Origin of the sequence: Burkholderia savannae (assembly GCF_001524445.2) — a bacterium.
Lineage (GTDB): Bacteria > Pseudomonadota > Gammaproteobacteria > Burkholderiales > Burkholderiaceae > Burkholderia > Burkholderia savannae.
In genome coordinates, this window is sequence record NZ_CP013418.1 from 1,091,922 (window position 1) to 1,113,289 (window position 21,368).

A 21,368-nucleotide genomic window follows, 5' to 3' on the forward strand; every position below is an offset into this window, starting at 1 on the left:
TCGTGCGTCGTGCGTCGTGCGTCGAACGCTGCACCATGCACGACGCGCAACGCAAGACGCTCCGAGCAATCGTCCTCCTCACCCCTCCGCGCCTCCGAGAAACGCGCCCGCCAGCCTGCGCGCGCCGCCGGCAAACATCAGGATGTCGACTCCGACCGCGACGAACGTGCAGCCGAGATCGAAATAGCGTCGCGCGAGCGCCGGCTCCGACGTCAGCGTGCCCGCCGCCTTCCCCGAAGCGACGATCGTCCGGATCGCCGCCTCGATCGCACGCCGCACGTCCGGATGCGCGGGATCGCCGCGATGCCCCATCGACGCCGCGAGATCGGCCGGGCCGATGAACACGCCGTCGACACCGTCGACCTCGCAGATCGCTTCGAGGTTCGCGAGCGCGGTCACGGTCTCCGCCTGCACGAGCAGGCAGGCCTCGTCGTCCGCGATGTCGAGATAATCGGTGCGCGCGCTCCAGCGCGACGCGCGGCCGACCGCGCTGCCCACGCCGCGCACCCCGCGCGGCGGATAGCGAACCGCGGCGACGAGCGCGCGCGCGTCGTCGGCAGTGTCGACCATCGGCACGAGCAGCGTGCGCGCGCCGATGTCGAGCAGGCGCTTGATGAGCGCGGGGTCGCCCGTCACGGGGCGCACGATCGGCTCCGCGCGATACGGCGCGACGGCCTGCAACTGCGCGAGGATGCTGCGCACGTCGTTCGGCGCGTGCTCGCCGTCGATCAGCAGCCAGTCGAAACCGGCCGTCGCGCTCACTTCGGCGAGATACGGGTCACTCATCGCGAGCCAGAAGCCGATCTGCCGGCGCTTGCCGGCGAGCGCGGCCTTGAAGGGATTAAGTGCGGGCGTTGACGTTGTTGCGTTCATGAAGAGCCGGTCCGGAAACGTTGTGGTTGAAAACGATGGGCTCGACCTTGCCGAGCAGGAACAGGTAATTGACGATCGCGACGCCGATCAGCGCGGCAGAAAACACGAGCGCGGGCATGAACGAGCCGGTTGCGCCGACGATCGCGCCCGTGACGATCGGCCCGACGACGCCGCCGAGGTTCGACACCATGTTCTGCAATCCGGCCACCATCGACACGGAGTTGCCCGGCGCGACGTCCGCGGGCAGCGCCCACACCTGCGACGCGGCGACGGTCATCCCCGATTTCGCCACGCACAGCAGAAACACCGCGAGCGCCGCCGACTGAGCGAACGCGGCGAGCCCGATGCTCGACGCCATCACGAGGCCGACGACGAGGAACAGCTTGCGCGTCGCGGTCAGCGACAGCCGGCCCGACGCATGAACGCGGTCCGACGCCCAGCCCGCGAGCACCTCGACGAACATCGACACGAACAGCGGCAGCGACGCCATGAAGCCCATCTCCATCAGCCCCATCCCGCGCTCCTTGACGAGATAGGTCGGCAGCCACGTGATGAAGAAGTACGAGTTGTAGTTGATCATGAAGAAGCCGATGCACATCGCGCAGACGTTGCGGTGCGCGAGCAGCCGATACCACGGCATGCGCGGCGCGCCGGCGTCCGTGCGCGCGGCAGGCTGCCCGCCGCGGATGTGCGCGAGCTCGGCCGCGTTCACGCGCTTGTGCCGCGCGGGAGAATCCTTGAACACGACGAACCACGCCGCGCTCCAGACGATGCCGAGCGCGCCCGTCGCCGCGAACGTGACGCGCCAGTCGAACGCCGCGATCAGCCACGCGATCAGCGGCAGCGCGATCGCGCTGCCGAGCTTCGAGCCGCTGTCGAAGATCGCGGCCACCGTCGCGCGCTCCGCCTTCGGAAACCAGCGCGCGGTGATGCCCGCGTTGCTCGGGTACGCGCCCGCCTCGCCGACGCCGAGCGCGACGCGCAGCGCGACAAGCGACTTGAAGCCGTTCGACAGCCCCGTCACCGCGGTCGCGAGCGACCACCACAACACCGCGAAGCCGAGCACCTTCTTCTGCCCGCAGCGATCGGCGAGCATGCCGGCCGGCAATTGCAGCAGCGCGTACGACCAGAAGAACGCCGACATCACGATGCCCATCTCGACCGGGCCCAGATGGAATTCCTTCTGGATGTGCGGCGCGGCGGCCGACAGCACGGTGCGGTCGATATAGTTGATCGCGATCGCCGCCCACATCAGGCCGGCGACGATCCAGCGCACGTTCGAGCGCGTGCCGCGTTGCGGGGTGTGCTGCATGGTGTGTCTCCGAGATTGTCTTGATGCTTCGCGTACTTCGCCGCGTATTCGCTTTACCGCTTTACCGCTTTACCGCTTTACCGATTTACCGATTTACCGATTTACCGATTTGCCGATTTGCCGATTTGCCGATTTGCCGATTTGCCGATTTGCCGATTTGCCGATTTGCCGATTTGCCGATTTGCCGCTCGACCGCTCGGTCGCCTTGCCGCCTTGTCGCCTTGCCGATTCGCCGCCGCACCGACCGTTCGCCGTGCCGCGCCGCCTAGCTGACGATCCCGAGATGCCAAGGCACGAACTCGTGATCGCCGAGCCCGAGCAATTCGCTCTTCGTCCGCGCGCCGGACGCCGCGCGCAGGATGTGCTCGAAGATCTCGCGCCCCATCTCCTCGACCGTGCGCTCGCCGTCGAGAATCCGCCCGCAGTTGATGTCCATGTCCTCCCCGAGCCGCTCGAACATCGGCGTGTTGCTCGCGAGCTTGAGCGTCGGCGCGGGCTTCGAGCCGAACATCGAGCCGCGGCCCGTCGTGAAGCAGATCAGGTTCGCGCCGCTCGCGATCTGCCCGGTGACGGCCACCGGGTCGTAGCCCGGCGAATCCATGAACACGAAGCCCGCGCGATCGATCGGCTCCGCGTATTCGTAGACGGCCTGCAACGGCGTCGTGCCGCCCTTCATCGCCGAGCCGAGCGATTTCTCGAAGATGTTCGCAAGGCCGCCCTGCTGGTTGCCGGGGCCGACGACGCCGTTGAACTGGCCGTTGTGGCCGCGCGTGTAGCGTTCCCACCACGCGAGGCGCTCGAGCAGCTTGCGGCCGACTTCCGGCGACACCGCGCGGCGCGTCAGCATGTATTCGACGCCGTGGATCTCGGGCGTCTCCGACAGGATCGCGGTGCCGCCGTGCCGCACGAGCAGATCCATCGCCGCGCCGAGCGCGGGGTTCGCGGTGATGCCGGAAAAGCCGTCGGAGCCGCCGCATTCGAGGCCGATCTTCAGATGGCTCGCCGGCACCGGCCGCCGCACGACGTCGTTCGCGGCGGGCAGCATCGCTTCGATCGCGGCGACGCCCGCTTCGATCGTCGCGCGCGTGCCGCCCGTCTCCTGCATCACGAGCGTGCGCATCAGCCGGCCCGTGTCGAGCTCTTGCGACGCGATCAGATCCGCGACCTGGTTGCGCTCGCAACCAAGTCCGACGATCAGGCCCCCTGCGAGATTCGGATGGCGCGCATAGCCCGCGAGCGTGCGGCGCAGCACGTCGAAATGCTCGCTCGGCGACGACATCCCGCAGCCGCTCGTCTGCGCGAACGCGACGACGCCGTCGACGTTCGGGAACGCGGCGAGCCGCTCTTGCGTGAATCGCGCGGCGATCTGCCGGATTACGGTCGCCGAGCAGTTCACCGACGCGAGGATGCCGATGAAGTTGCGCGTCGCGACGCGCCCGTCCGGGCGCACGATGCCGTCGAACGTCGCGCGCTCGGCGGCGGCCACGTAGTCGACGGGCTGCACGTCGAGGCCGAAGCCCGGATCGCGCGCGAAATCGACGAGCTCGACGTTGTGCGTGTGCACGTGCTCGCCCGGCGCGATGTCGCGCGCCGCACGGCCGATCACCGCGTCGTACTTGCGGATCGGCTCGCCGCGCGCGATCGGCGCGGCCGCGACCTTGTGGCCGGGCGGCACCTGCGCGCGAATCCGCACCGCGACGCCGTCGAGCGCGAGCGTCTGGCCAAGCGACAGCGCGTCGCGCGCGATCAGCACGTTGTCGGCCGCGTGCAGCCGGATCAGGGGACCGGCGCCTGCCGGGCGTTGCTGCGACATTCCTGCTCCTTCGTTCTTTGTCGGCGGGGCGCGCCGACGTGGGTTGCGGCTTCGGCTTCGGCTTCGGCTTCGGCTTCGGCTTCGGCTTCGGCTTCGGCTTCGGCTTCGGCTTCGGCTTCGGCTTCGGCTTCGGCTTTCAGCATCGGCCTTGGCGTCGATTTCGGCCTCGATGTCGAGGCCGGTCGCGACGTCGGCGGCGCGCATCGGCATTGCCGTGGGCGCTCGCGCACCGCATCCCGATGCGACGTCGCATGACAGATCAACCTCGCCTCGAAGCGGCCCCCAAAGCGGCCCCAAAGCGAGCGGCCTCGAGGCACGCCTCCAAGCGAGCCGCCTGCAACCTGCGTCCCGGACCGACGGCTCCGTTCCCGCATCGGGCAAAACACACGCCGTCCAACCGGCTCGTCCATACGTCGCGGTACGCGCACGGTTCGGCCCGCCCGCCTTCCGCGCCGCCGCGAAGCGACGCGAGCACATGCACGCGATGCCCCGACGACGCCGGCCGCGCTCCAACGCCCGTCGCCCCGCGATTCTCCAGATCTATGTTACCGGTTCATGTAACCGGTAACATAGCCGCGATCGTAGCCGCCTTTTGCGATAATGGCTACCCTCCATAACCCGAATCGAACCACCTTGCCCGTGACGAAACCCCAGCCCGCCCCCGCCGCCGCGCCGAGCCCGCCCGCCCGCCGTGCACGCAAGAACACCGGGCGCGTGACGCTGAACGATCTCGCGAAGCTGGTGGGCGTCACGAAAGTCACGGTGTCGCGCGCGCTGAACACGCCCGAGCTCGTGTCGGCCGACACGCGCGAGCGCGTGCTCGCCGCGGTCCGTCAGACGGGCTACACGCCCGATCTCGTCGCCGGCTCGCTCGCGTCGAACCGCAGCCGGCTGATCGTCGCGCTGATCCCGACGATCGCGGGCAGCGTGTTCCAGGAGACGGTCGCCGCGCTGACGAACGAGCTCGCGGCGGCCGGCTACCAGTTGCTGATCGGCCAGAGCGGCTACGACGATTCGCGCGAGGACGCGCTCATCGACGCGGTGATCGGCCGGCGCCCGGCCGGCATCGTGCTGACGGGCGTCGCGCATTCGGAGCACGCGCGCGGCAAGCTGCGCGCGTCGGGCATTCCGGTCGTCGAGACGTGGGATCTGACGCGCTCGCCGCTCGACATGCTGGTCGGCTTCTCGCACCGCGAGGTCGGCGAAGCCGCCGCGCGCTATTTGCAGCGGCGCGGCGCGCGCCGGCCCGCCGTCGTCACGCCGAGCGACCGGCGCGCGCAAGTGCGCACGCAAGCGTTCGTCGACGCGTTCGGCGCGGCGGCCGCAATCCCGGTAATCGCCGCCGAATCGCCCGCGTCGCTCGGCGACGGCCGGCGCGCGCTCGGCGAGCTGCTCGAACGCATGCCGGACGTCGACGCGATCTTCTGCGGCGCCGACGTCCTCGCGCTCGGCGTGCTGATGGAGGCGAGCCATCGCGGAATCGCGGTGCCGCAACGGCTGCGCGTGCTCGGCTACGGCGACCAGACCTTCGCGAAGGACACGACGCCCGCGCTGACGACGATCCGCATCGACGGCACCGGCATCGGCAAGCTCGCCGCGTCGCTCCTGATCGAGCGGATCGAGCGCGATGCCGACGAGCGGCGCGTCGTCGACGTCGGCTTCACGCTCGTCGAACGCGACAGCGCGTAGCGACGCACGCGGACAATTCGCCCCCGACGCCGACGCCGCTCGAACGGCGTCGCCCTCTGATTCCGATCCGGAGCCTTCGACATGGACTTCACCCGACGCAGCCTGCTCGGCGCCGCGCTCGCCGGCGCGCTCGACGCGGCCGTGCCGTGCGCGCACGCGCAGGCCGCCGGGCGCGCGACGCCAACACCGACATCACCGTCGCCGCAGCCGGACGACGCGCCGCGCGCCGCTCCCGACGAAACGATTCCGCTGTGGCCCGGCCCCGCACCCGACCCGATCGCGACGACGGGCGCGGGCGACGGCGAGCGGAGCGGCAAGCACGGCAGCGTGTCGCATGTCGCGCGGCCGCGGCTCAACGTCTATCGCCCCGCGCGCGGCACCGGCGGCGCGGCGCTCGTGATCGCGGGCGGCGGCTACGACCACGTCGAGCTCGGCAACGAGAGCACGCCGATGTGCACGTGGCTGAAGGCGCTGGGCGTCACCGCATTCGAGCTCGTCTACCGGCTTCCCGAGCAAGGCTGGTCCCGGCTCGCGCCGCTGCAGGACGGCCAGCGCGCGATGCGCGTGATTCGCGCGCGCGCGAAGCGCGACGGCTTCGACCCCGCGCGGATCGCGATCGTCGGCTTTTCCGCGGGCGGGCATCTCGCCGGGATGACCGCCGTCGAGCCCGACGCACGACGCTACGCGAGCGTCGACGACGCCGATCGCGAATCCGCGCGCCCCGATCTCGCCGCGCTGCTCTATCCGGTGCTGACGCTGATGCCGCCGTTCGACCGCACGCGCACGCGCCTGCACATCGTCGGCGCGCATCCGGCACAGGCGGACAGCGAGGCGCTGTCGGCGAACCTGCACGTGAGTCCGCGCACGCCGCCGACGTTTCTCGCGCACGCGTTCGACGATCCGATCGCGCCGATCGACAACAGCCTGCTGATGGCGAGCGCGCTGCGCGCAGCGCAGGTGAGCGTCGAGCTGCACGCGTTCCAGACGGGCGGCCACGGCTGGGGGATGGGCAAGCCCGGCAGCGCCGTGCGCGCATGGCCCGCGCTCTTCGAGCAATGGGCGCGGCTGAACCGGTTGCTGCCGTGACGCGATCGCGCGCAGCGTACATCGCGCGGCGCGCGATGCGGCGCACGCGATCGCGCGAGGCGAAGCCGCGCGGCCGCGCACGCCGCCCCACACGACATGCGCACCGCGCTTTCGCCGGCGCAACGCAACGCGACACGACCCGACACGCATCGCAACTCGCACGCCGCACAACGCGAAACCACGCGGCGCGCCCGCACGCGCGCTCGATCGATCGATCCAACACGCGGCCCGCTCTCCTACGATCCGCTTTCCATCCGTAACGCCGCCGACATCAACCTGTAATTGCGTCGAAGGCGCATCGCCTCCATAGCTTCATACCAAACTGGTCCAATGCTGCCGTTTCGTTTCCGGCGCACGGCGCGTCCCCGACGCCCGCGCTTCCCGCGCGACCGGTTCCCGCCGCGCGATCCGCCGCGGATTCGCGTCATCCGAACGGCCTTTCCTGGGAGTCCCATCTGATGTTTCGTCGAGCCTTGATCGCCACCGCGTGCGCCGGATCGGCCATCGCCCTCCATGCCTGCGGCGGCACCGACAGCTCCGCGCCCGTCACGTCGCAGAACGCGTTGCAAACCGCGACGCCGATCAAGCACCTCGTCGTGATCTACGGCGAGAACGTGTCGTTCGACCACTACTTCGGCACCTATCCGAGCGCCGCGAACCCGCCGGGCGAGCCGGCGTTCAGCGCGGCGTCGGGCACGCCGTCGGTCAACGGCCTGTCGGGCCTCCTGCTCACCGCGAATCCGAACGCGACGAATCCGGCGAACGGCACGGGCGCGACGAATCCGTTCCGCCTCGACCGCACGCAGGCCGCGACGGCCGACCAGAACCACGCGTACACGGCCGAAGAGCAGGCATACGACAACGGCCTCGCCGATCTCTTCCCGAAATACACGGGCAACGGCTCGAGCGGCGGCGCGGGCGCGTTCGGCACGACGGGCCAGGTGATGGGCTACTTCGACGGCAACACGGTGACGGCGCTGTGGAACTACGCGCAGCGCTTCGCGATGAGCGACAACGCGTATACGTCGACCTACGGCCCGTCGACGCCGGGCGCGCTCAACGTGATCGCCGGCCAGACCAACGGGATGCAGATCGTGAAGACGTCGAAGGCCGCATCGACGCTCGCGAAGACGTCGTACTACATCAACGACGGCCAGGGCGGCCTCACGATGATCAATGACGTCGACCCCGGCTACGACATGTGCTCGAGCCAGACCGATCAGGCGATGATGTCCGGCAAGAACATCGGCGATCTGCTGAACGCGCGCAACATCACGTGGGGCGGCTTCATGGGCGGCTTCAACCTGTCGACGACGAACGCGAACGGCACGACAGGCTGCAAGCGCAGCACGATCGCGACCGCCGTGAACGCGGCGACGACCGACTACATCCCGCACCACAACTGGTTCCAGTATTACGCGTCGACGGCGAACCCGCAGCACACGCGCCCGAGCTCCACCGCGGCGATCGGCTCGAGCGTGCAGACGGACGGCAAGACGCCTGAGCCCGCGAACCATCAGTACGATTCGGACGACTTCTTCGCGGCCGTGAAGGCGGGCAACTTCCCGTCGGTCAGCTTCCTGAAGGCGCCCGCCGCGCAGGATGCGCACGCCGGCTACTCCGATCCGCTCGACGAGCAGCAGTTCGTGACGAATGTCATCAACTTCCTGCAGCAGCAGCCCGACTGGCAGAACACCGCGGTGATCATCACCTACGACGACTCGGACGGCTGGTACGACCATGCGTACGCGAGCCCGACGCGCGCGTCGTTCGACGCGGTCGATCAACTGAACGGCAACGGCGCGTGCGGCTCCGGCACGGCGACGACGGGCATCAACGGCGCGCCCGTCAACGGCCGCTGCGGCCCGGGCACGCGGATTCCGTTCGTGGTCGTGTCGCCGTGGGCGAAGCAGAACTACGTGAGCCACACGCTGATCGATCAGGCGTCGGTGGTCCGCTTCATCGAGGACAACTGGCTCGGCGGCCAGCGGATCGGCGGCGGCTCGTTCGACGCGACGGCAGGCGACATGCGCGATCTGTTCAACTTCACCGGCACGGTGAACGCGGCGCCGCTGTACCTCGATCCGACGCTCGGCACGAAGGTCGCGGCGGCGCCCTCGATGTGACCGGTCCGGATGTGTCGCGCGGCGTGCCGCCGCGTGACGCCCGACACGCGGCCGGCCGGCGCGCAGCGCGTCGGCCGGCCGTCGCTCCGGCGCGCCGCGCGCCGGATTTTTCGTTTGCACGATGACGACCGAACGTTCCAGCATGGCCGAACCGCTTTCCGCGCAATCCGCGTCGCCCGCCCGATCCGCCGCTGCCGCGCGGCCTTGCCGCCCCGCCCGGCCCGATGCGCGCGCGGCGGCCGCGCCTCCCGCCGGCTCGCCCCACGTGCGCCGCCGCAATGCGCGCGCCGTGCGCCACGCGCTGTCGCTCGCCGCATTCGGCGTGCTCGGCTCCGCTGCGTTCGCGCTCGCGTTTCCGGAGCATGCGCCGGACGCGGTCGGCGCGATCGTCGAAAACCTGACGGGCGCGAATCCGCATCCGGTCACGCTGCATCGCCCGAGCGCCGAACCGCTGAGCGCGGTCGCGCAACTCGGCCGGGCGCTGTTCTTCGATCCGGCGCTGTCCGCGTCGGGCCGCCAGTCGTGCGCGTCGTGTCACAGCCCCGACCGCGCATATGGGCCGCCGAACGATCTCGACGTGCAGTTGGGCGGCGCCGCGCTCACGCGGCCCGGCTACCGGCCCCCGCCGTCGCTGATGTACCTGTACCGTCAGCCGAATTTCAGCATCGGCCCCGACTCGTCCGAGAGCGACGATGCGGCGAGCGTCGCGCAGCAGGCGGCCTCGGCGGCGGGCGTCGTGCGCGAGCAGAAGACGGCTGGCGCCGCCGCCGCGCCGCAACTCGTGCCGCAAGGCGGAATGTTCTGGGACGGCCGCGCGGACACGCTGCAGCAGCAGGCGTTCGGCCCGCTGCTCAATCCCGTCGAAATGGCGAACGCGAGCATCGACGACGTCGCGCGCAAGCTCGCCGACGCACGGTATGCGGCGCAGTTCCGGCAGCTGTTCGGCCCGCGCATCTTCGACGACGCGCGTCTTACGGTATCCGAAGCAATGTTCGCGATCGCGCGCTACCAGGTCGAGGACCCGTCGTTCCATCCGTATTCGAGCAAGTACGACCTCTGGCTCGAAGGCGACGCGCGCCTCACGCAGGCCGAGCTGCGCGGGATGCGGCTCTTCAACGATCCGGCGAAGGCGAATTGCGCGGGCTGCCATCTGTCGAAGCCGGCCGCGGACGGCTTGCCGCCGATGTTCACCGATTACCAGTACGAAGCGCTCGGCGCGCCGCGCAACCGCGCGCTTGCGCAGAACCGCAATCCGGCGTTCTACGATCTCGGCATCTGCGGGCCGTTCCGCGAAGACCTGAAGACGCAGACGCAATACTGCGGCATGTTCGCGACGCCGTCGCTGCGCAACGTCGCGACGCGACGCGTGTTCTTCCACAACGGCGTCTATCACTCGCTCGATCAGGTGCTCGCGTTCTACAACCTGCGCAGTGTCGATCCGGGCAAGGTGTATCCGCGCGACGCGAGCGGCCGGGTCCGGCAGTACGACGACATTCCGCCTGCGTATCGCGCGAACGTCGACGTCGCCGACGCGCCGTTCGATCGCAAGCCCGGCGACGCGCCCGCGATGACCGAGCAGGACATGCGCGACATCGTCGCGTTCCTGAACACGCTGACGGACGAGAAGCGCTGAGAGCCCGTTTGGAAATGCAAATTTCCGCCCTCGTAGCCACGCTGATGTAGCGCACTGCTTTGAAAGTAGCCCGTGGGCAAGGAATGCAGGCGTGGACCAGATGAGCTGGAATTCGCCATTTCATCAATTTTCAAACGGGCTCTGAGCTTCGTCCGATGTGCGGCGGGCCCGGAATCGCGCACGCCTGCTTGCGCGGATTCCAGGCCCGCCCGTGTCGACGATCCGGGCCCCGCGCGCCGCGCGCGCCGCATCGCATTCGCCTTGGCGCGCGATTCGTCGCCGCGCCGGACCGCACCCGCCCCGCTACGCATTCGCCGTCACCGGCGGCCACCGACGTTCGCAAGCCAAAAAATCTCCGAGTTGTTCGTCGCGTCGTGCGGTTTCCATCACGCACGTGCGGCCGTCCGTCATTGACGAGCTCGTGCTTCGCGCCACATCGACAACACGATGGAGAATTCGACATGCTGAAAAATTCGTCGGTACGCACGTCGTCGGCCCGCGCGAGAAACTTCCGGCCGGCAAGCCATGGACCAATGCGCCGCTGACCGTCAAGGTGCCGTTCCCCGCGGCGCTCCCCTCGCGTCCCGTCGTCGTCGCGTGTGCGTTGCAGGACCCGAAACACCCGGCCCCTTGTCCGGACACGCTCGCGCTCGCCGTGATCAGCGTCGCCAACACCGATCTCACGGTCAACATCTACCGCACCGATTACGCCGGCGCCGATGATACGACGAGCGGCCGGGGGCAGAATCCGCATCTGCCGTGCATCGCCGAGACGCCGGCCTGATGCGGCGTCGGGCGCGGCATGCGCGTCGCGCGATGCGTCGGCGATCTTCGCGCAGATGGCCGCGATGCCTGCCGGCGCGAACATGCGACAGGCATCGCCGGGCGTCGGCGCGCATCGCCGCAGGTGCGCGCGACGTCGCCTTCCTCCCAGCCGCTCGCCGCGGCGCACGCGACGTGCGGCGAGCCATGTCGCATCGCGCACGGCATGCCGAATCCGCAGTCAGAATCAGCGGTCCGCGATCCGCGATCCGCACGCGGTACGCCATACCGCACGCGGCGCGTCACGCGATACGCTGCGCGTCGTCGTTAGGGCTTCGAATAAAACGACATCGCAAATCGAATTTGCCCTTCGGGATATCGTCTCGCGGCATCGTCGATGGCCGCCGATCCGCCCGTCACGCCCGCTTCTCTCTATACCGCGCGATCAAGCGAAACGCCGCGACCGAACCCGCCACCGCGATCAGCATCGGAATCAGGAAATCATGCCCGACGCGCGTGAACTCGACGATCAGCACGGTCGCGGTGAGCGGCATCTGCATCGACGCGGCGAGAAACGCCGCCGCGCCGACGATCGCGCACGCACCGGCGGGCATGCCTGGCCAGGCGACGCTCCATAGCCCGCCGAGCACGATCGCGAGCAGCGCGCCGTTCGCGAGCCCCGGCGTCAGCAGCCCGCCTTCGGCGCCCGCGCGCAGGCTGCCCCACGTGATCGCCACCTTCAGCACGAGCAGCGTCGCCGCGAGAGCGATCGCGAGCTGTCCGTCGAAGCCGAGCGCGGCCGGCCCCTTGCCGTTGCCGAGCAGTTGAGGAAAGTGCATCGCGAGCGCGCCGACGATCGCGAAATTGACGAGCGCGAGCACCGGCAGCCGCCCATCCTTCGGCGCGCGCGCCCGCGCGTGCGCGGTCAGCCGAGCGAAGCCGTATGCGGCGGCGCCGAACAGCGGCCCGCAGACGGCCGACCACGCGACCAGCGACGCATCCGCCGCAAGCGGCGCGACGTGATACTGCTGCTCGTTGCCAAGCCCGATCCACGCGACGAACGCCGCGATCGCGGACGTCGCGACGGCCGGCACGAGCGCGCGCCACGCGAACGTGCCGAGCAGCACTTCGAGCACGAAGAGCGCGCCGCCGAGCGGCACGTTGTAGACGGCGGCGAGCCCCGCGCCGGCGCCGCACGCGACCATCACGCGCGCGTCGGCGGCGGGCAACCCGGCGCGATGCGCGAGCCAGCCGGCCCACATCGCGCCGATCTCGCGCGGCGCGACCTCGCGGCCGAGCGGTGAGCCGAGCGCGACGGTGACGATCTGCAGCAGCGCATGCACGGTCGTGCTGACCACCGGCATCCGCGAATCGTCGGCGCGCACCGCGCGGCGAATGCTGACGAGCGGCGCGCCGAACCGGTACAGCGCCCACCAGCCGCCGCCCGCGACGACGCCGCAGCCGATCAGCACGGCAAGCCGACGCAGCGGCGGCGCGGCCGTCACGCCCTGCAGAAAGCTCTCGTCACCGATCATGTGCGCGACGTCGTACCCGTACGCGGCGTGCTGGATCGCATGCAGCAGCAACGCAAGCAGCATCCCGCCGAGGCCCGCTCCGACGCCCGTCAGCAACGTGACGGCCGCGAGCTTGACGAGCGGGCTGCGCGCGGCGGCGGCCGCCGTCGGCGCGGATTCGGGCGACGTCGACGAAGCGGCTGAAGCCGCGGAAGCGGAAGCAGAAGCGGATGCGATCGGAGCGGACATGGGCGATGGCGATTCGAATGGGCAAGCCGGCGCGCGTCGGCGAAGAGGCTCGGCATGAACGAATGGCGCCATCGTATGCGTCGGTCAATCATGAAACAAATGGATTTTTCTTCTTTATTGATGAATTCAACGCACTCGTCGCTGCGCGACGCGTGGCGAACCGACGGGGTCGCCCTTCCCCGAGGCCGCCCACGTCACGCGGCTCCGCTCGGCGCCCGACGTTGCAAGCCACCGCCCCCGCGTTTTCCCTGATCGCTTCGCACTTGACTGCATGCATCGCATCGACAACACTGCGTGACATCGCAAGTGTGATCACGGATCACACATCAAACCCAAAGGAGCCCGACTTGGCACCGCGCATCGTCCCGCCCGCGCTCAAGGCCATCGAACAGGAAACGATGGCCGACAAGGTCTACCAGCAACTGCGCGAGGCGCTGATGAGCGGCCGCTTCGCGCCCGGCCAGGCGCTCAGCCTGCGCAGCGTCGCCGAGGCGGTCGGCTCGTCGACGATGCCCGTGCGCGCCGCGCTCACGCGCCTGCGCGCGGAGCGCGCGCTCGCCGACGGCCCGAACCGGGCGCTCGTCGTGCCGCCGATGACCGTCGAGATGCTCGACGAGCTGCGCGACGTGCGCATCGCGCTCGAAGGCTGCGTGGCCGAGCGCGCGGCGGCGCGGATGACCGATGCGCAGATCGCCGGCGTGCGGCGCATTTGCGAGACGATGAACGCGCACGTCGAAGCCGGCCGAAGCCGCGCGTACCTGCAGAGCAACTTCGCGTTCCACAGCGCGATCTACGCGCACGGCGCGAGCGAGAACACGCTCGCGATCATCCAGAACCTGTGGATGCGCATCGGCCCATTCCTGAACATGGTCGCGCTCGACGTCCCGCACATGCGGCGCTCGATGGACGCGCACCGCGCGATCGTCGACGCGCTCGAGCGGCGCGACGGCGCGGGCGCGCGCGCGGGCATCGCGCTCGACATCGGCGGCGCCGCGCACGATCTCGCCGCGACGCTCGCGGCCGAACGCGAGCGGCTCGGCCCGCGCCGGCTCGCGAACGAATAAGCAGTCCAGCCTTCGAGGCAGCGCGCGCGGCGCGCAGCCCGTCGAGCATCTCGCCCGTCATCGGCGACATCAAAAAAATACAGACATCACAGGAGACAGACATCATGACTGCACTCGATCTGCTGAAACCGTACGCGGGGCTGCGCGTACTCGTGACCGGCGGCGCGTCCGGCATCGGGCTCGCGATCGCCGACGCGTTCGCCGAATGCGGCGGCAAGGTTCACGTCTGCGACGCGTCCGAGAAGGCGCTCGCCATGCTCGCCGGCCGGCCGTCGCGCGCCGCGCTCGGCACGACGCTCGCCGACGTCGCCGATCCGGCCGCCGTCGAGCGCGTGTTCGCCGACATCGCGCGCACGCTTGGCGGGCTCGACGTGCTCGTCAACAACGCGGGCATCGCCGGGCCGACGGGCGGTATCGACGAGATCGATCCCGCGCAATGGGAGCAGACGGTCGCAATCAACCTGAACGCACAGTTCCAGTTCGCACGGCGCGCGGTGCCGATGCTGCGCGACGCGCCGCACGGCGGCGCGATCATCGCGCTGTCGTCGGTCGCGGGGCGCCTCGGCTACGCGTTTCGCACGCCTTATTCGGCGACCAAGTGGGCGGTGGTCGGCCTCGTGAAGAGCCTCGCGATCGAGCTCGGCCCGCTCGGCATCCGCGTGAACGCGATCCAGCCGGGCATCGTGCGCGGGCCGAGGATGCGCCGCGTGATCGAAGCGCGCGCCGCGCAGCTCGGCATCGACTACGACCAGATGGAGGCGCGCTATCTCGAGAAGATCTCGCTGCGCCGGATGACCGATCCGGACGAAATCGCCGCGACGGCGCTGTTCCTCTGCTCGCCGGGCGGCCACGGAATTTCCGGGCAGGCGATTTCCGTCTGCGGCAACGTCGAGACGCTCTGACCCGCCGCTCCGTCATCGCCCTTCATCGCCCCTCACCGCCGAGCATGGAAAGGAGCCCTAACGTGGCCAGCACCCGCAAAGTCATCGTCACCTGCGCGCCGACGGGCGCGATCCATACGCCGTCGATGTCGCCGCATCTGCCGGTGACGCCGCGCGAGATCGAGGACGCGGCGGTCGCGGCCGCCGAAGCCGGCGCGGCGATCCTGCACCTGCACGCGCGCGATCCCGCCGACGGCAGGCCGACGCAAGACCCGGCCGTATTCGCCGAATTCCTGCCCCGCATCAAGGCGCGCACCGACGCGGTGATCAACATCACGACGGGCGGCAGCCCGCACATGACGGTCGCCGAGCGGCTGCGCCCCGCGCATCATTTCCGGCCCGAGGTCGCGTCGCTGAACATGGGCTCGATGAACTTCGGCCTCTATCCGATGCTCGAGCGCTTTCGCGAATTCCGGCACCCGTGGGAACGCGAGCATCTGGAAAAAAGCCGCGATCTCGTCTTCAAGAACACGTTCGCGGACATCGAAGCGATCCTGACGAGTTGCGGCGCGAACGGCACGCGCTTCGAATTCGAGTGCTACGACGTCTCGCACCTGTACAACCTCGCGCATTTCGTCGACCGCGGGCTCGCGAAGCCGCCGTTCTTCGTCCAGAGCGTGTTCGGTCTGCTCGGCGGCATCGGCGCGCATCCGGAGGATCTCGCGCACATGCGCCGCACGGCCGACCGCCTGTTCGGCGCAGATTACGTGTGGTCGATTCTCGGCGCGGGCCGCAACCAGATTCCGCTCGCGACGATCGGCGCCGCGCAAGGCGCGAACGTGCGCGTCGGCCTCGAGGATTCGCTGTGGATCGCGCCGGGCACGCTCGCCGAATCGAGCGCTGCACAGGTGCGCAAGATTCGTCAGGTGCTCGAAGGATTGTCGCTCGAGATCGCGACGCCCGCCGACGCGCGCGCGATGCTCGCGCTCAAGGGCGGCGACGCGGTCAACTTCTGACACGGCGCCGCCCGACCATTCGACACGCAAGCGCAGAAACGCGGCATCGGCATGCGCCGATGCCCGGCAGGCCGCCTTTCGCCCCGCTCCCCACGAGCGCCGCCGGCGCGCGACCCGCGCATCTGCCCGTCACCTGCTGAACGCGGAGCGCCGTGCTTGCCGTGCGCTCCGGCTCGTCCCTACCGGAGTCGCATTCATGTCCGCTCAACACGCCGAAGCCCTCTGCCCACCCGCGGGCGACGCCCGCTCGTCGCTGAACCGCCTGCTGTTTCGCAAGCTGATGCCGCTCTTGATCGCGGCCTACGTGATCAGCTTTCTCGATCGCACGAACATCGCGTTCGCGAAGCACTCGATGAGCATCGATCTCGGCCTTTCATCGGCCGCGTACGGCCTCGGCGCGGGGCTCTTCTTCCTCACGTACGCATTGTTCGAAATCCCGAGCAATCTGATCATGCATCGCGTCGGCGCGCGGTTCTGGATCACGCGGATCATGATCACGTGGGGAGCGCTGTCCGTCGCGATGGCGCTCGTGCGCGGCGAGACGTCGTTCTACGCGATGCGCCTTCTGCTCGGCGCCGCGGAAGCCGGGCTCTTTCCCGGCGTGATGCTGTATCTGACCTACTGGTTCGGCGGCGAGGAACGCGCGCGCGCGACCGGCTATTTCCTGCTCGGCGTGTGCGTCGCGAACATCGTCGGCGGCCCGCTCGCGGGCGCGCTGCTCGAGCTAGACGGCGCGCTCGGGCTGCACGGCTGGCAATGGCTCTTCATCGTCGAGGGCATTCCGGCGATCGTGCTCGCGTTCGTCGTCTGGACCTGCCTGCCGGACCGGCCGAGCGACGCGCGCTGGCTCGCGCCCGAGCTCGGCCAAGCGCTCGAGCGCACGCTCGCGAGCGAGCAGGCGCAGAGCGCGGCGGCGCACGGCGCGCACGCGTTCGGGGCCGCGCTGCGCGATCCGCAGATCTGGCTCGCGATCTTCGTGTACTTCTGCCATCAGTTGACGATCTATACGATGATCTTCTTCTTGCCCGGCATCGTCGGCGAATCGGGGCGCTTCACGCCGGTCGTCGTCGGCCTGCTGACCGCGATGCCGTGGATCGCCGCGGCGCTCGGCGCGGCGACGCTGCCGCGCTTCGCGCGCGATGCGTCGCAATCGCGGCGGATGCTGTGCGCGGGGCTCGTCGTGATGGCGGCGGGGCTCGTCTGCGCCGCGTACGCGCCGCCCATGGCCGCGCTCGTGAGCGTGTGCGCGGCCGCGTCGATGTTCTTCGTCGTGCAGTCGATCGTCTTCACGTTCCCCGCCTCGCGCCTTTCCGGCAGCGCGCTCGCGGGCGGGCTCGGGCTCGTCAACACGTGCGGCCTGCTCGGCGGCTTCGTCGGCCCGGCCGTCGTCGGCGCGATCGAACAGGCCACCGGCCACGCGAAGAACGGCCTCGCGTGGCTCGCGATCGCGCTCGTCGTCGCCGCGCTCGCGAGCCTGCGGCTCAGGCACGGGTGCGAGTGACGGCATCAGGAGCGGCGGGCCGCATGCACCCGCCGCCTCCATGTGTCAGCGCGCGGCCGGATAGTCGATGCGCTCGGGCGCGCGGCGCATGATCACTTCGCCGCCGCGAATCGACAGCAGCGCCTTCGCCTGCCGCCGCAGCGCCTCGTAGTCGTCGCTCGCGTCGAGCACGACGAGGTTCGCGGGCCGGCCCGGCTCGATGCCGTAGCGCTCGCCGAGATGCATCGCCCGAGCGCTGTGGTCGGTGACGAAGTCGAGGCTGCGCGCGAGATCCTGATAGCCCATCATGTGGCAGATGTGCAGCCCGGCGTCGAGCACGCGCAGGATGTTGCCGTTGCCGAGCGGATACCACGGATCGCGAATCGAATCCTGCCCGAAGCACACGTTCATGCCGGCGCGGTCGAGCTCGGCGACGCGCGTGACGCCCCGGCGCTTCGGGAACGTGTCGAAGCGGCCCTGCAAATGGATGCTTTCGGTCGGGCACGAGACGAAATTGATTGCCGAGCGCTTGAGCAGGCGAAACAGCTTCGAGCAATACGCGTTGTCATACGAGCCCATCGCGGTCGTGTGGCTCGCCGTCACGCGCGCGCCGACGCCGCGCACGCGCGCTTGCTCGGCGAGCACTTCGAGAAAGCGCGAATGCGGATCGTCGGTTTCGTCGCAGTGCACGTCGACGAGGCAGCCGGTGCGCTCGGCGAGATCCATCAGGAACTCGATCGAGCTCACGCCCTGCTCGCGCGTGTTCTCGAAGTGCGGGATGCCGCCCACGACGTCCGCGCCCATCTCGATCGCGCGCTCCATCAGCGCGCGGCCGCCTTCGAACGATTCGATCCCTTCCTGCGGAAACGCGACGATCTGCAGATCGATGAGCGCGCGCGCCTCTTGCTTCACTTCGAGCATCGCCGCGAGCGCGGCGAGCGAAGGATCGGTGACGTCGACGTGCGTGCGAACGTGCTGAATGCCGTGGTCGCGCAGCATCCCGATCGTCGCATGCGCGCGCGCCTTCGTGTCCGCATGCGTGATCGTCGCCTTGCGCTGCGCCCAGCGCTCGATGCCTTCGAACAGCGTGCCGCTCATGTTCCATTCGGGCTCGCCCGCCGTCAGCACCGCGTCGAGATGGATGTGCGGCTCGACGAGCGGCGGGATCACGAGCTTGCCTTCCACGTCGACTTCGTCCGCGCCCGGTGCGCCTTGCGTGTCGATGCGCACCGCCTGCTGCTCGACGCTCACGATCGTGTCGCCGTCGAGCGCGATGCTGAAAAGGCCGCTGCGCTTGCGCAGCGTCGCGTTGATGAGCTTCATCAGAACTCCTGTCGTTGCGTGTCCGACATCCGCCACGCGAGCAGCGCGACGGACGCGTTCAACCGAAAATACGGATCGGCGAGCGATTGCCCCGACTGCGTCTCGATCCTGCGCAGCCGGTGATTGAGCGTGTTGCGATGAATCGACAACTGCTCGGCCGCCTTGATCGCGTTGCCGTTCTCCTGAAGCAGCGCCTCGAGCGTCTCGATCAGCATCGTCGGATGCTTGCGGTTGCTGTCGAGCAGATTACCGAGCGTTTCCTTCACGAAGCTGTCGATCAGCGTCGGATCGGGGATCGCGGCGAGCAGCTTCAATACGCCGAGTTCGCTGTAATCGCACAGCCCCAGCCCCGGCCGCATGCCTTCGGCGACGCCGAGCGCCTGTCGCGCCTCGGCGAGCCCGCGGCAATAGTGGCGCGCGGCGCCGACCGTCGACGAGATTCCGACGAATAGCGTGAGCGGGCCGATCTGCCGGTTCAGCGCGTCGCGCAGCGCGCCGAGCGCGAGCTTGCTCTTGCGAAAGCGCGGATCGTCGCACGGCAGCAGCAGCACGAACAGCTCGCCCTGCTCGACGACGGGCAGCGCGCCGTGCGCGTCGCGCAGCCAGTCGTCGAGGCCGCGCTGCACGGTCTGCCGCGCCTCCTGCAGCAGCGCTTCGGCCAGGGCCGGCTCTCGTCCGTCGAACAGCGCCGGCACGCCCGCGAGCCGCAGCGCGACGACGCGCCGCGGCCTGTCGAGCGCGAGCTGCAGGTTGCGCGCGCGATGGGCCGCGATGTCGATGCTCGGGTAATCGCCCGTCAGCAGCTGGTTGACGATGTCGCGCTGCGAGCGCAGCGTGTTCTCGTGCCGCACGAGCGCGGTGCCGATCAACTGCGTGACGATCACCATCTTCAGCAGATACGGCTGCTCGATCAGCGGAATGTCGAACTGCTCGGCAAGCGCGACGACGGAATCGGGAATGCGGCGAATGAACGCCTCGCCCGTCAGGATCACCATCCCGGCGATGCGGCTCTTCGCCCCTTCGCGAATCAACTGCAGCAGGTTCGCCTCGTCGCGCGGATGATTGATTCCGGTGACGAACACGAGCTCGCCGCCCATCACCCAGTCGGCGATGCCCTCGTTCTCCGCGACGTAATACCAGCGCACCGGCCGCTGCACGCCGCGCTCGCCCGCGCGCAGCTCGAGCTCCTCGAGGCCAGGCAGGTGCAGGATCTCGCTGACGGTCAGACTCATCGCTTCACTCTCCCTGGACCGACGGCGCACGCGCGATGCGCTCCGCAATCTGCACGAACGCGATGTAGCTAAGCGACGACGCGGCGATGCCGACGAGCGGCGCGATCCACGGCGACGCATACGCGAGCCCCGCGCCGATCGCATACGCGGCGAGCCCCGCGACATTGAAGCGCGGCAATCGGGCGGCAGCGATCGCCGGATAGCGGCCGCGGTGGCGATACCAGAAATCGGCGAGAATCACGCCGCCGACGGGCGGAATGATCGAGCCGAGCAGGATCAGGAACGGAATCAACAGTTCGTACATGCCGCCGATCGCGAGCACGATGCCGACCGCCGCGCCGACGAGCGTCAGCGTGCGGCGGCGCTCGCTGCGCAGCAGATGGCACGCGGCCGCCGACACGTTGTAGATCGTCGGCCCCTGGATCGTCCACAGGTTCATGCAGAGCATCACGACAGCCGCGATCGACAGCCCTTGCAGCATCATCACTTCGACGATGTCGGACTGCTGATAGACGATCGCGCAGTACGCGCCCGCGACGATCATCAGCCCGTTGCCGACGAAAAAGCCGATCATGCTCGCGGCGACGGCCGCGCGGCCGCTCTTCGCGAGCCGCGTCCAGTTCGTCGCCTGCGTCGCGCCGCTCGCGAACGTGCCGAACACCATCGTGACCGCGGCGGCGAAGCTCAACGGCTGCGTCGGCACGATCTTCGCGAGGCCCGGCCAGCCGCCGACGTCGCGCGTCGCGATCCACATCGACACGACGAGCAGCACGAACATCAGCGGCACCGATACGCGCGACAGCGCGTCCATCCCGCGATAGCCGACGATCGCGGTGATCGAGAAGCCGAACCCGAACAGCACCATCAGCGGCGTCGTGACCGACGCGGGCCAGCCGAGCAGCTTGACGAGCACGATCGCGACCGTCGCGGTGCCCCATGCGTACCAGCCGAGCTCGGCAAAGCCGAGCAGGAAGTCGGACAGCTTGCTGCCGACCTCGCCGAAACAGAAGCGCCCCATCAGCACCGAATTCAATCCGCTGCGCGACGCGACGAACGCAAGCGCCGCCGCGTAGGCCGCGAGCAGCAGATTGCCGACGACCGCCACCCACAGCATGTCGACGACGCGAAACGCAACGCCGATCTTGCCGCCCGCGAACATCGTGCCCGTGAAGAACGTGAAGCTAAGCAGCACCATCGTGATCGACAGCACGCCTTTGCGCTCGTGTGCCGGCACTTCGCTCAATGAGAACTCACCCCGTGTCGCCATCGTTTTTTGGTCTCCAGCATTTCAGCGTGAACGGATGATGCGCGGCCA

At 69.2% G+C, this 21,368-nt stretch carries 18 protein-coding genes; 10 read left to right on the forward strand and 8 right to left on the reverse strand.

The genetic code is table 11. The features are described from left to right. Positions 1-78: 78 nt before the first annotated feature. From hpaI to WS78_RS36340, 4 genes are all read right to left on the reverse strand, one after another. Positions 79-873, reverse strand: coding sequence for a 4-hydroxy-2-oxoheptanedioate aldolase (gene hpaI, locus WS78_RS25940; protein WP_038753806.1), 795 nt, complete (start codon positions 871-873; stop codon positions 79-81). Then, on the reverse strand, positions 842-2,185 hold the full coding sequence (locus WS78_RS25945) for an MFS transporter (protein ID WP_059578448.1): 1,344 nt from the start codon (positions 2,183-2,185) through the stop codon (positions 842-844). The genes hpaI and WS78_RS25945 overlap by 32 nt, the downstream gene beginning before the upstream one ends. A gap of 265 nt (positions 2,186-2,450) precedes the next feature. After that, positions 2,451-3,998, reverse strand: coding sequence for a UxaA family hydrolase (locus WS78_RS25950; RefSeq protein WP_059578453.1), 1,548 nt, complete (start codon positions 3,996-3,998; stop codon positions 2,451-2,453). After that, positions 3,962-4,141: a hypothetical protein gene (locus WS78_RS36340; protein ID WP_059578458.1), complete on the reverse strand. Its 180-nt coding sequence runs from the start codon at positions 4,139-4,141 to the stop codon at positions 3,962-3,964. Before WS78_RS36340 ends, WS78_RS25950 begins: the two co-directional genes overlap by 37 nt. Before the next feature lie 577 nt (positions 4,142-4,718). Between WS78_RS36340 and WS78_RS25960 the strand changes: the two genes are divergently transcribed. The 6 genes from WS78_RS25960 to WS78_RS25985 all read left to right on the forward strand — a co-directional run bounded on the left by WS78_RS25960 (position 4,719) and on the right by WS78_RS25985 (position 11,316). Beyond that, a complete protein-coding gene (locus WS78_RS25960; protein ID WP_038753852.1) occupies positions 4,719-5,687 on the forward strand; it encodes a LacI family DNA-binding transcriptional regulator in 969 nt (322 codons plus the stop codon). An 81-nt stretch (positions 5,688-5,768) separates the two neighbouring features. Continuing rightward, positions 5,769-6,773 (forward strand): alpha/beta hydrolase, encoded by a 1,005-nt coding sequence (locus WS78_RS25965; RefSeq protein ID WP_059578462.1) that lies wholly within the window; start codon positions 5,769-5,771, stop codon positions 6,771-6,773. Between the two features lie 96 nt (positions 6,774-6,869). Beyond that, positions 6,870-7,055, forward strand: a complete 186-nt coding sequence (locus tag WS78_RS36345; protein ID WP_156437442.1) for a hypothetical protein — start codon at positions 6,870-6,872, stop codon at positions 7,053-7,055. A gap of 176 nt (positions 7,056-7,231) precedes the next feature. After that, positions 7,232-8,899: a phospholipase C gene (locus tag WS78_RS25975; RefSeq protein ID WP_059578468.1), complete on the forward strand. Its 1,668-nt coding sequence runs from the start codon at positions 7,232-7,234 to the stop codon at positions 8,897-8,899. Between the two features lie 142 nt (positions 8,900-9,041). Continuing rightward, entirely contained in the window at positions 9,042-10,532 is a 1,491-nt protein-coding gene (locus tag WS78_RS25980; protein WP_226377311.1) for a cytochrome-c peroxidase, read from the forward strand. A gap of 454 nt (positions 10,533-10,986) precedes the next feature. Next, positions 10,987-11,316 (forward strand): hypothetical protein, encoded by a 330-nt coding sequence (locus WS78_RS25985; protein ID WP_059578971.1) that lies wholly within the window; start codon positions 10,987-10,989, stop codon positions 11,314-11,316. 394 nt (positions 11,317-11,710) lie between these two features. Here the strand turns inward: WS78_RS25985 and WS78_RS25990 are convergent, their stop codons facing one another. Further along, positions 11,711-13,057, reverse strand: a complete 1,347-nt coding sequence (locus WS78_RS25990; protein ID WP_059578470.1) for a chloride channel protein — start codon at positions 13,055-13,057, stop codon at positions 11,711-11,713. A gap of 347 nt (positions 13,058-13,404) precedes the next feature. Here WS78_RS25990 and WS78_RS26000 point away from each other — a divergent pair, with 347 nt between their 5' ends. From WS78_RS26000 to WS78_RS26015, 4 genes are all read left to right on the forward strand, one after another. Further along, entirely contained in the window at positions 13,405-14,121 is a 717-nt protein-coding gene (locus tag WS78_RS26000; RefSeq protein WP_038753823.1) for a GntR family transcriptional regulator, read from the forward strand. 104 nt (positions 14,122-14,225) lie between these two features. Then, positions 14,226-15,023, forward strand: a complete 798-nt coding sequence (locus WS78_RS26005) for an SDR family oxidoreductase (RefSeq protein WP_059578474.1) — start codon at positions 14,226-14,228, stop codon at positions 15,021-15,023. Between the two features lie 62 nt (positions 15,024-15,085). Beyond that, positions 15,086-16,018, forward strand: coding sequence for a BKACE family enzyme (locus tag WS78_RS26010; RefSeq protein ID WP_059578476.1), 933 nt, complete (start codon positions 15,086-15,088; stop codon positions 16,016-16,018). A gap of 196 nt (positions 16,019-16,214) precedes the next feature. Next, positions 16,215-17,519 carry an MFS transporter gene (locus WS78_RS26015; protein WP_059578480.1) on the forward strand — a complete coding sequence of 435 codons (1,305 nt, stop codon included), beginning with the start codon at positions 16,215-16,217 and terminating at the stop codon, positions 17,517-17,519. A 45-nt stretch (positions 17,520-17,564) separates the two neighbouring features. Here WS78_RS26015 and codA read toward each other — a convergent pair whose 3' ends face one another. From codA to codB, 3 genes are read right to left on the reverse strand one after another with little or no spacing between them, the layout of a single operon-like run. Then, on the reverse strand, positions 17,565-18,821 hold the full coding sequence (gene codA / locus WS78_RS26020; protein WP_059578482.1) for a cytosine deaminase: 1,257 nt from the start codon (positions 18,819-18,821) through the stop codon (positions 17,565-17,567). After that, positions 18,821-20,053, reverse strand: coding sequence for a PucR family transcriptional regulator (locus WS78_RS26025; RefSeq protein WP_038753836.1), 1,233 nt, complete (start codon positions 20,051-20,053; stop codon positions 18,821-18,823). Before WS78_RS26025 ends, codA begins: the two co-directional genes overlap by 1 nt. Positions 20,054-20,057: 4 nt before the next feature. Beyond that, the gene (gene codB, locus WS78_RS26030) at positions 20,058-21,320 is read right to left on the reverse strand and encodes a cytosine permease (RefSeq protein ID WP_038753838.1); all 1,263 of its coding nucleotides are present in this window, start codon (positions 21,318-21,320) and stop codon (positions 20,058-20,060) included. Positions 21,321-21,368: the final 48 nt, after the last annotated feature.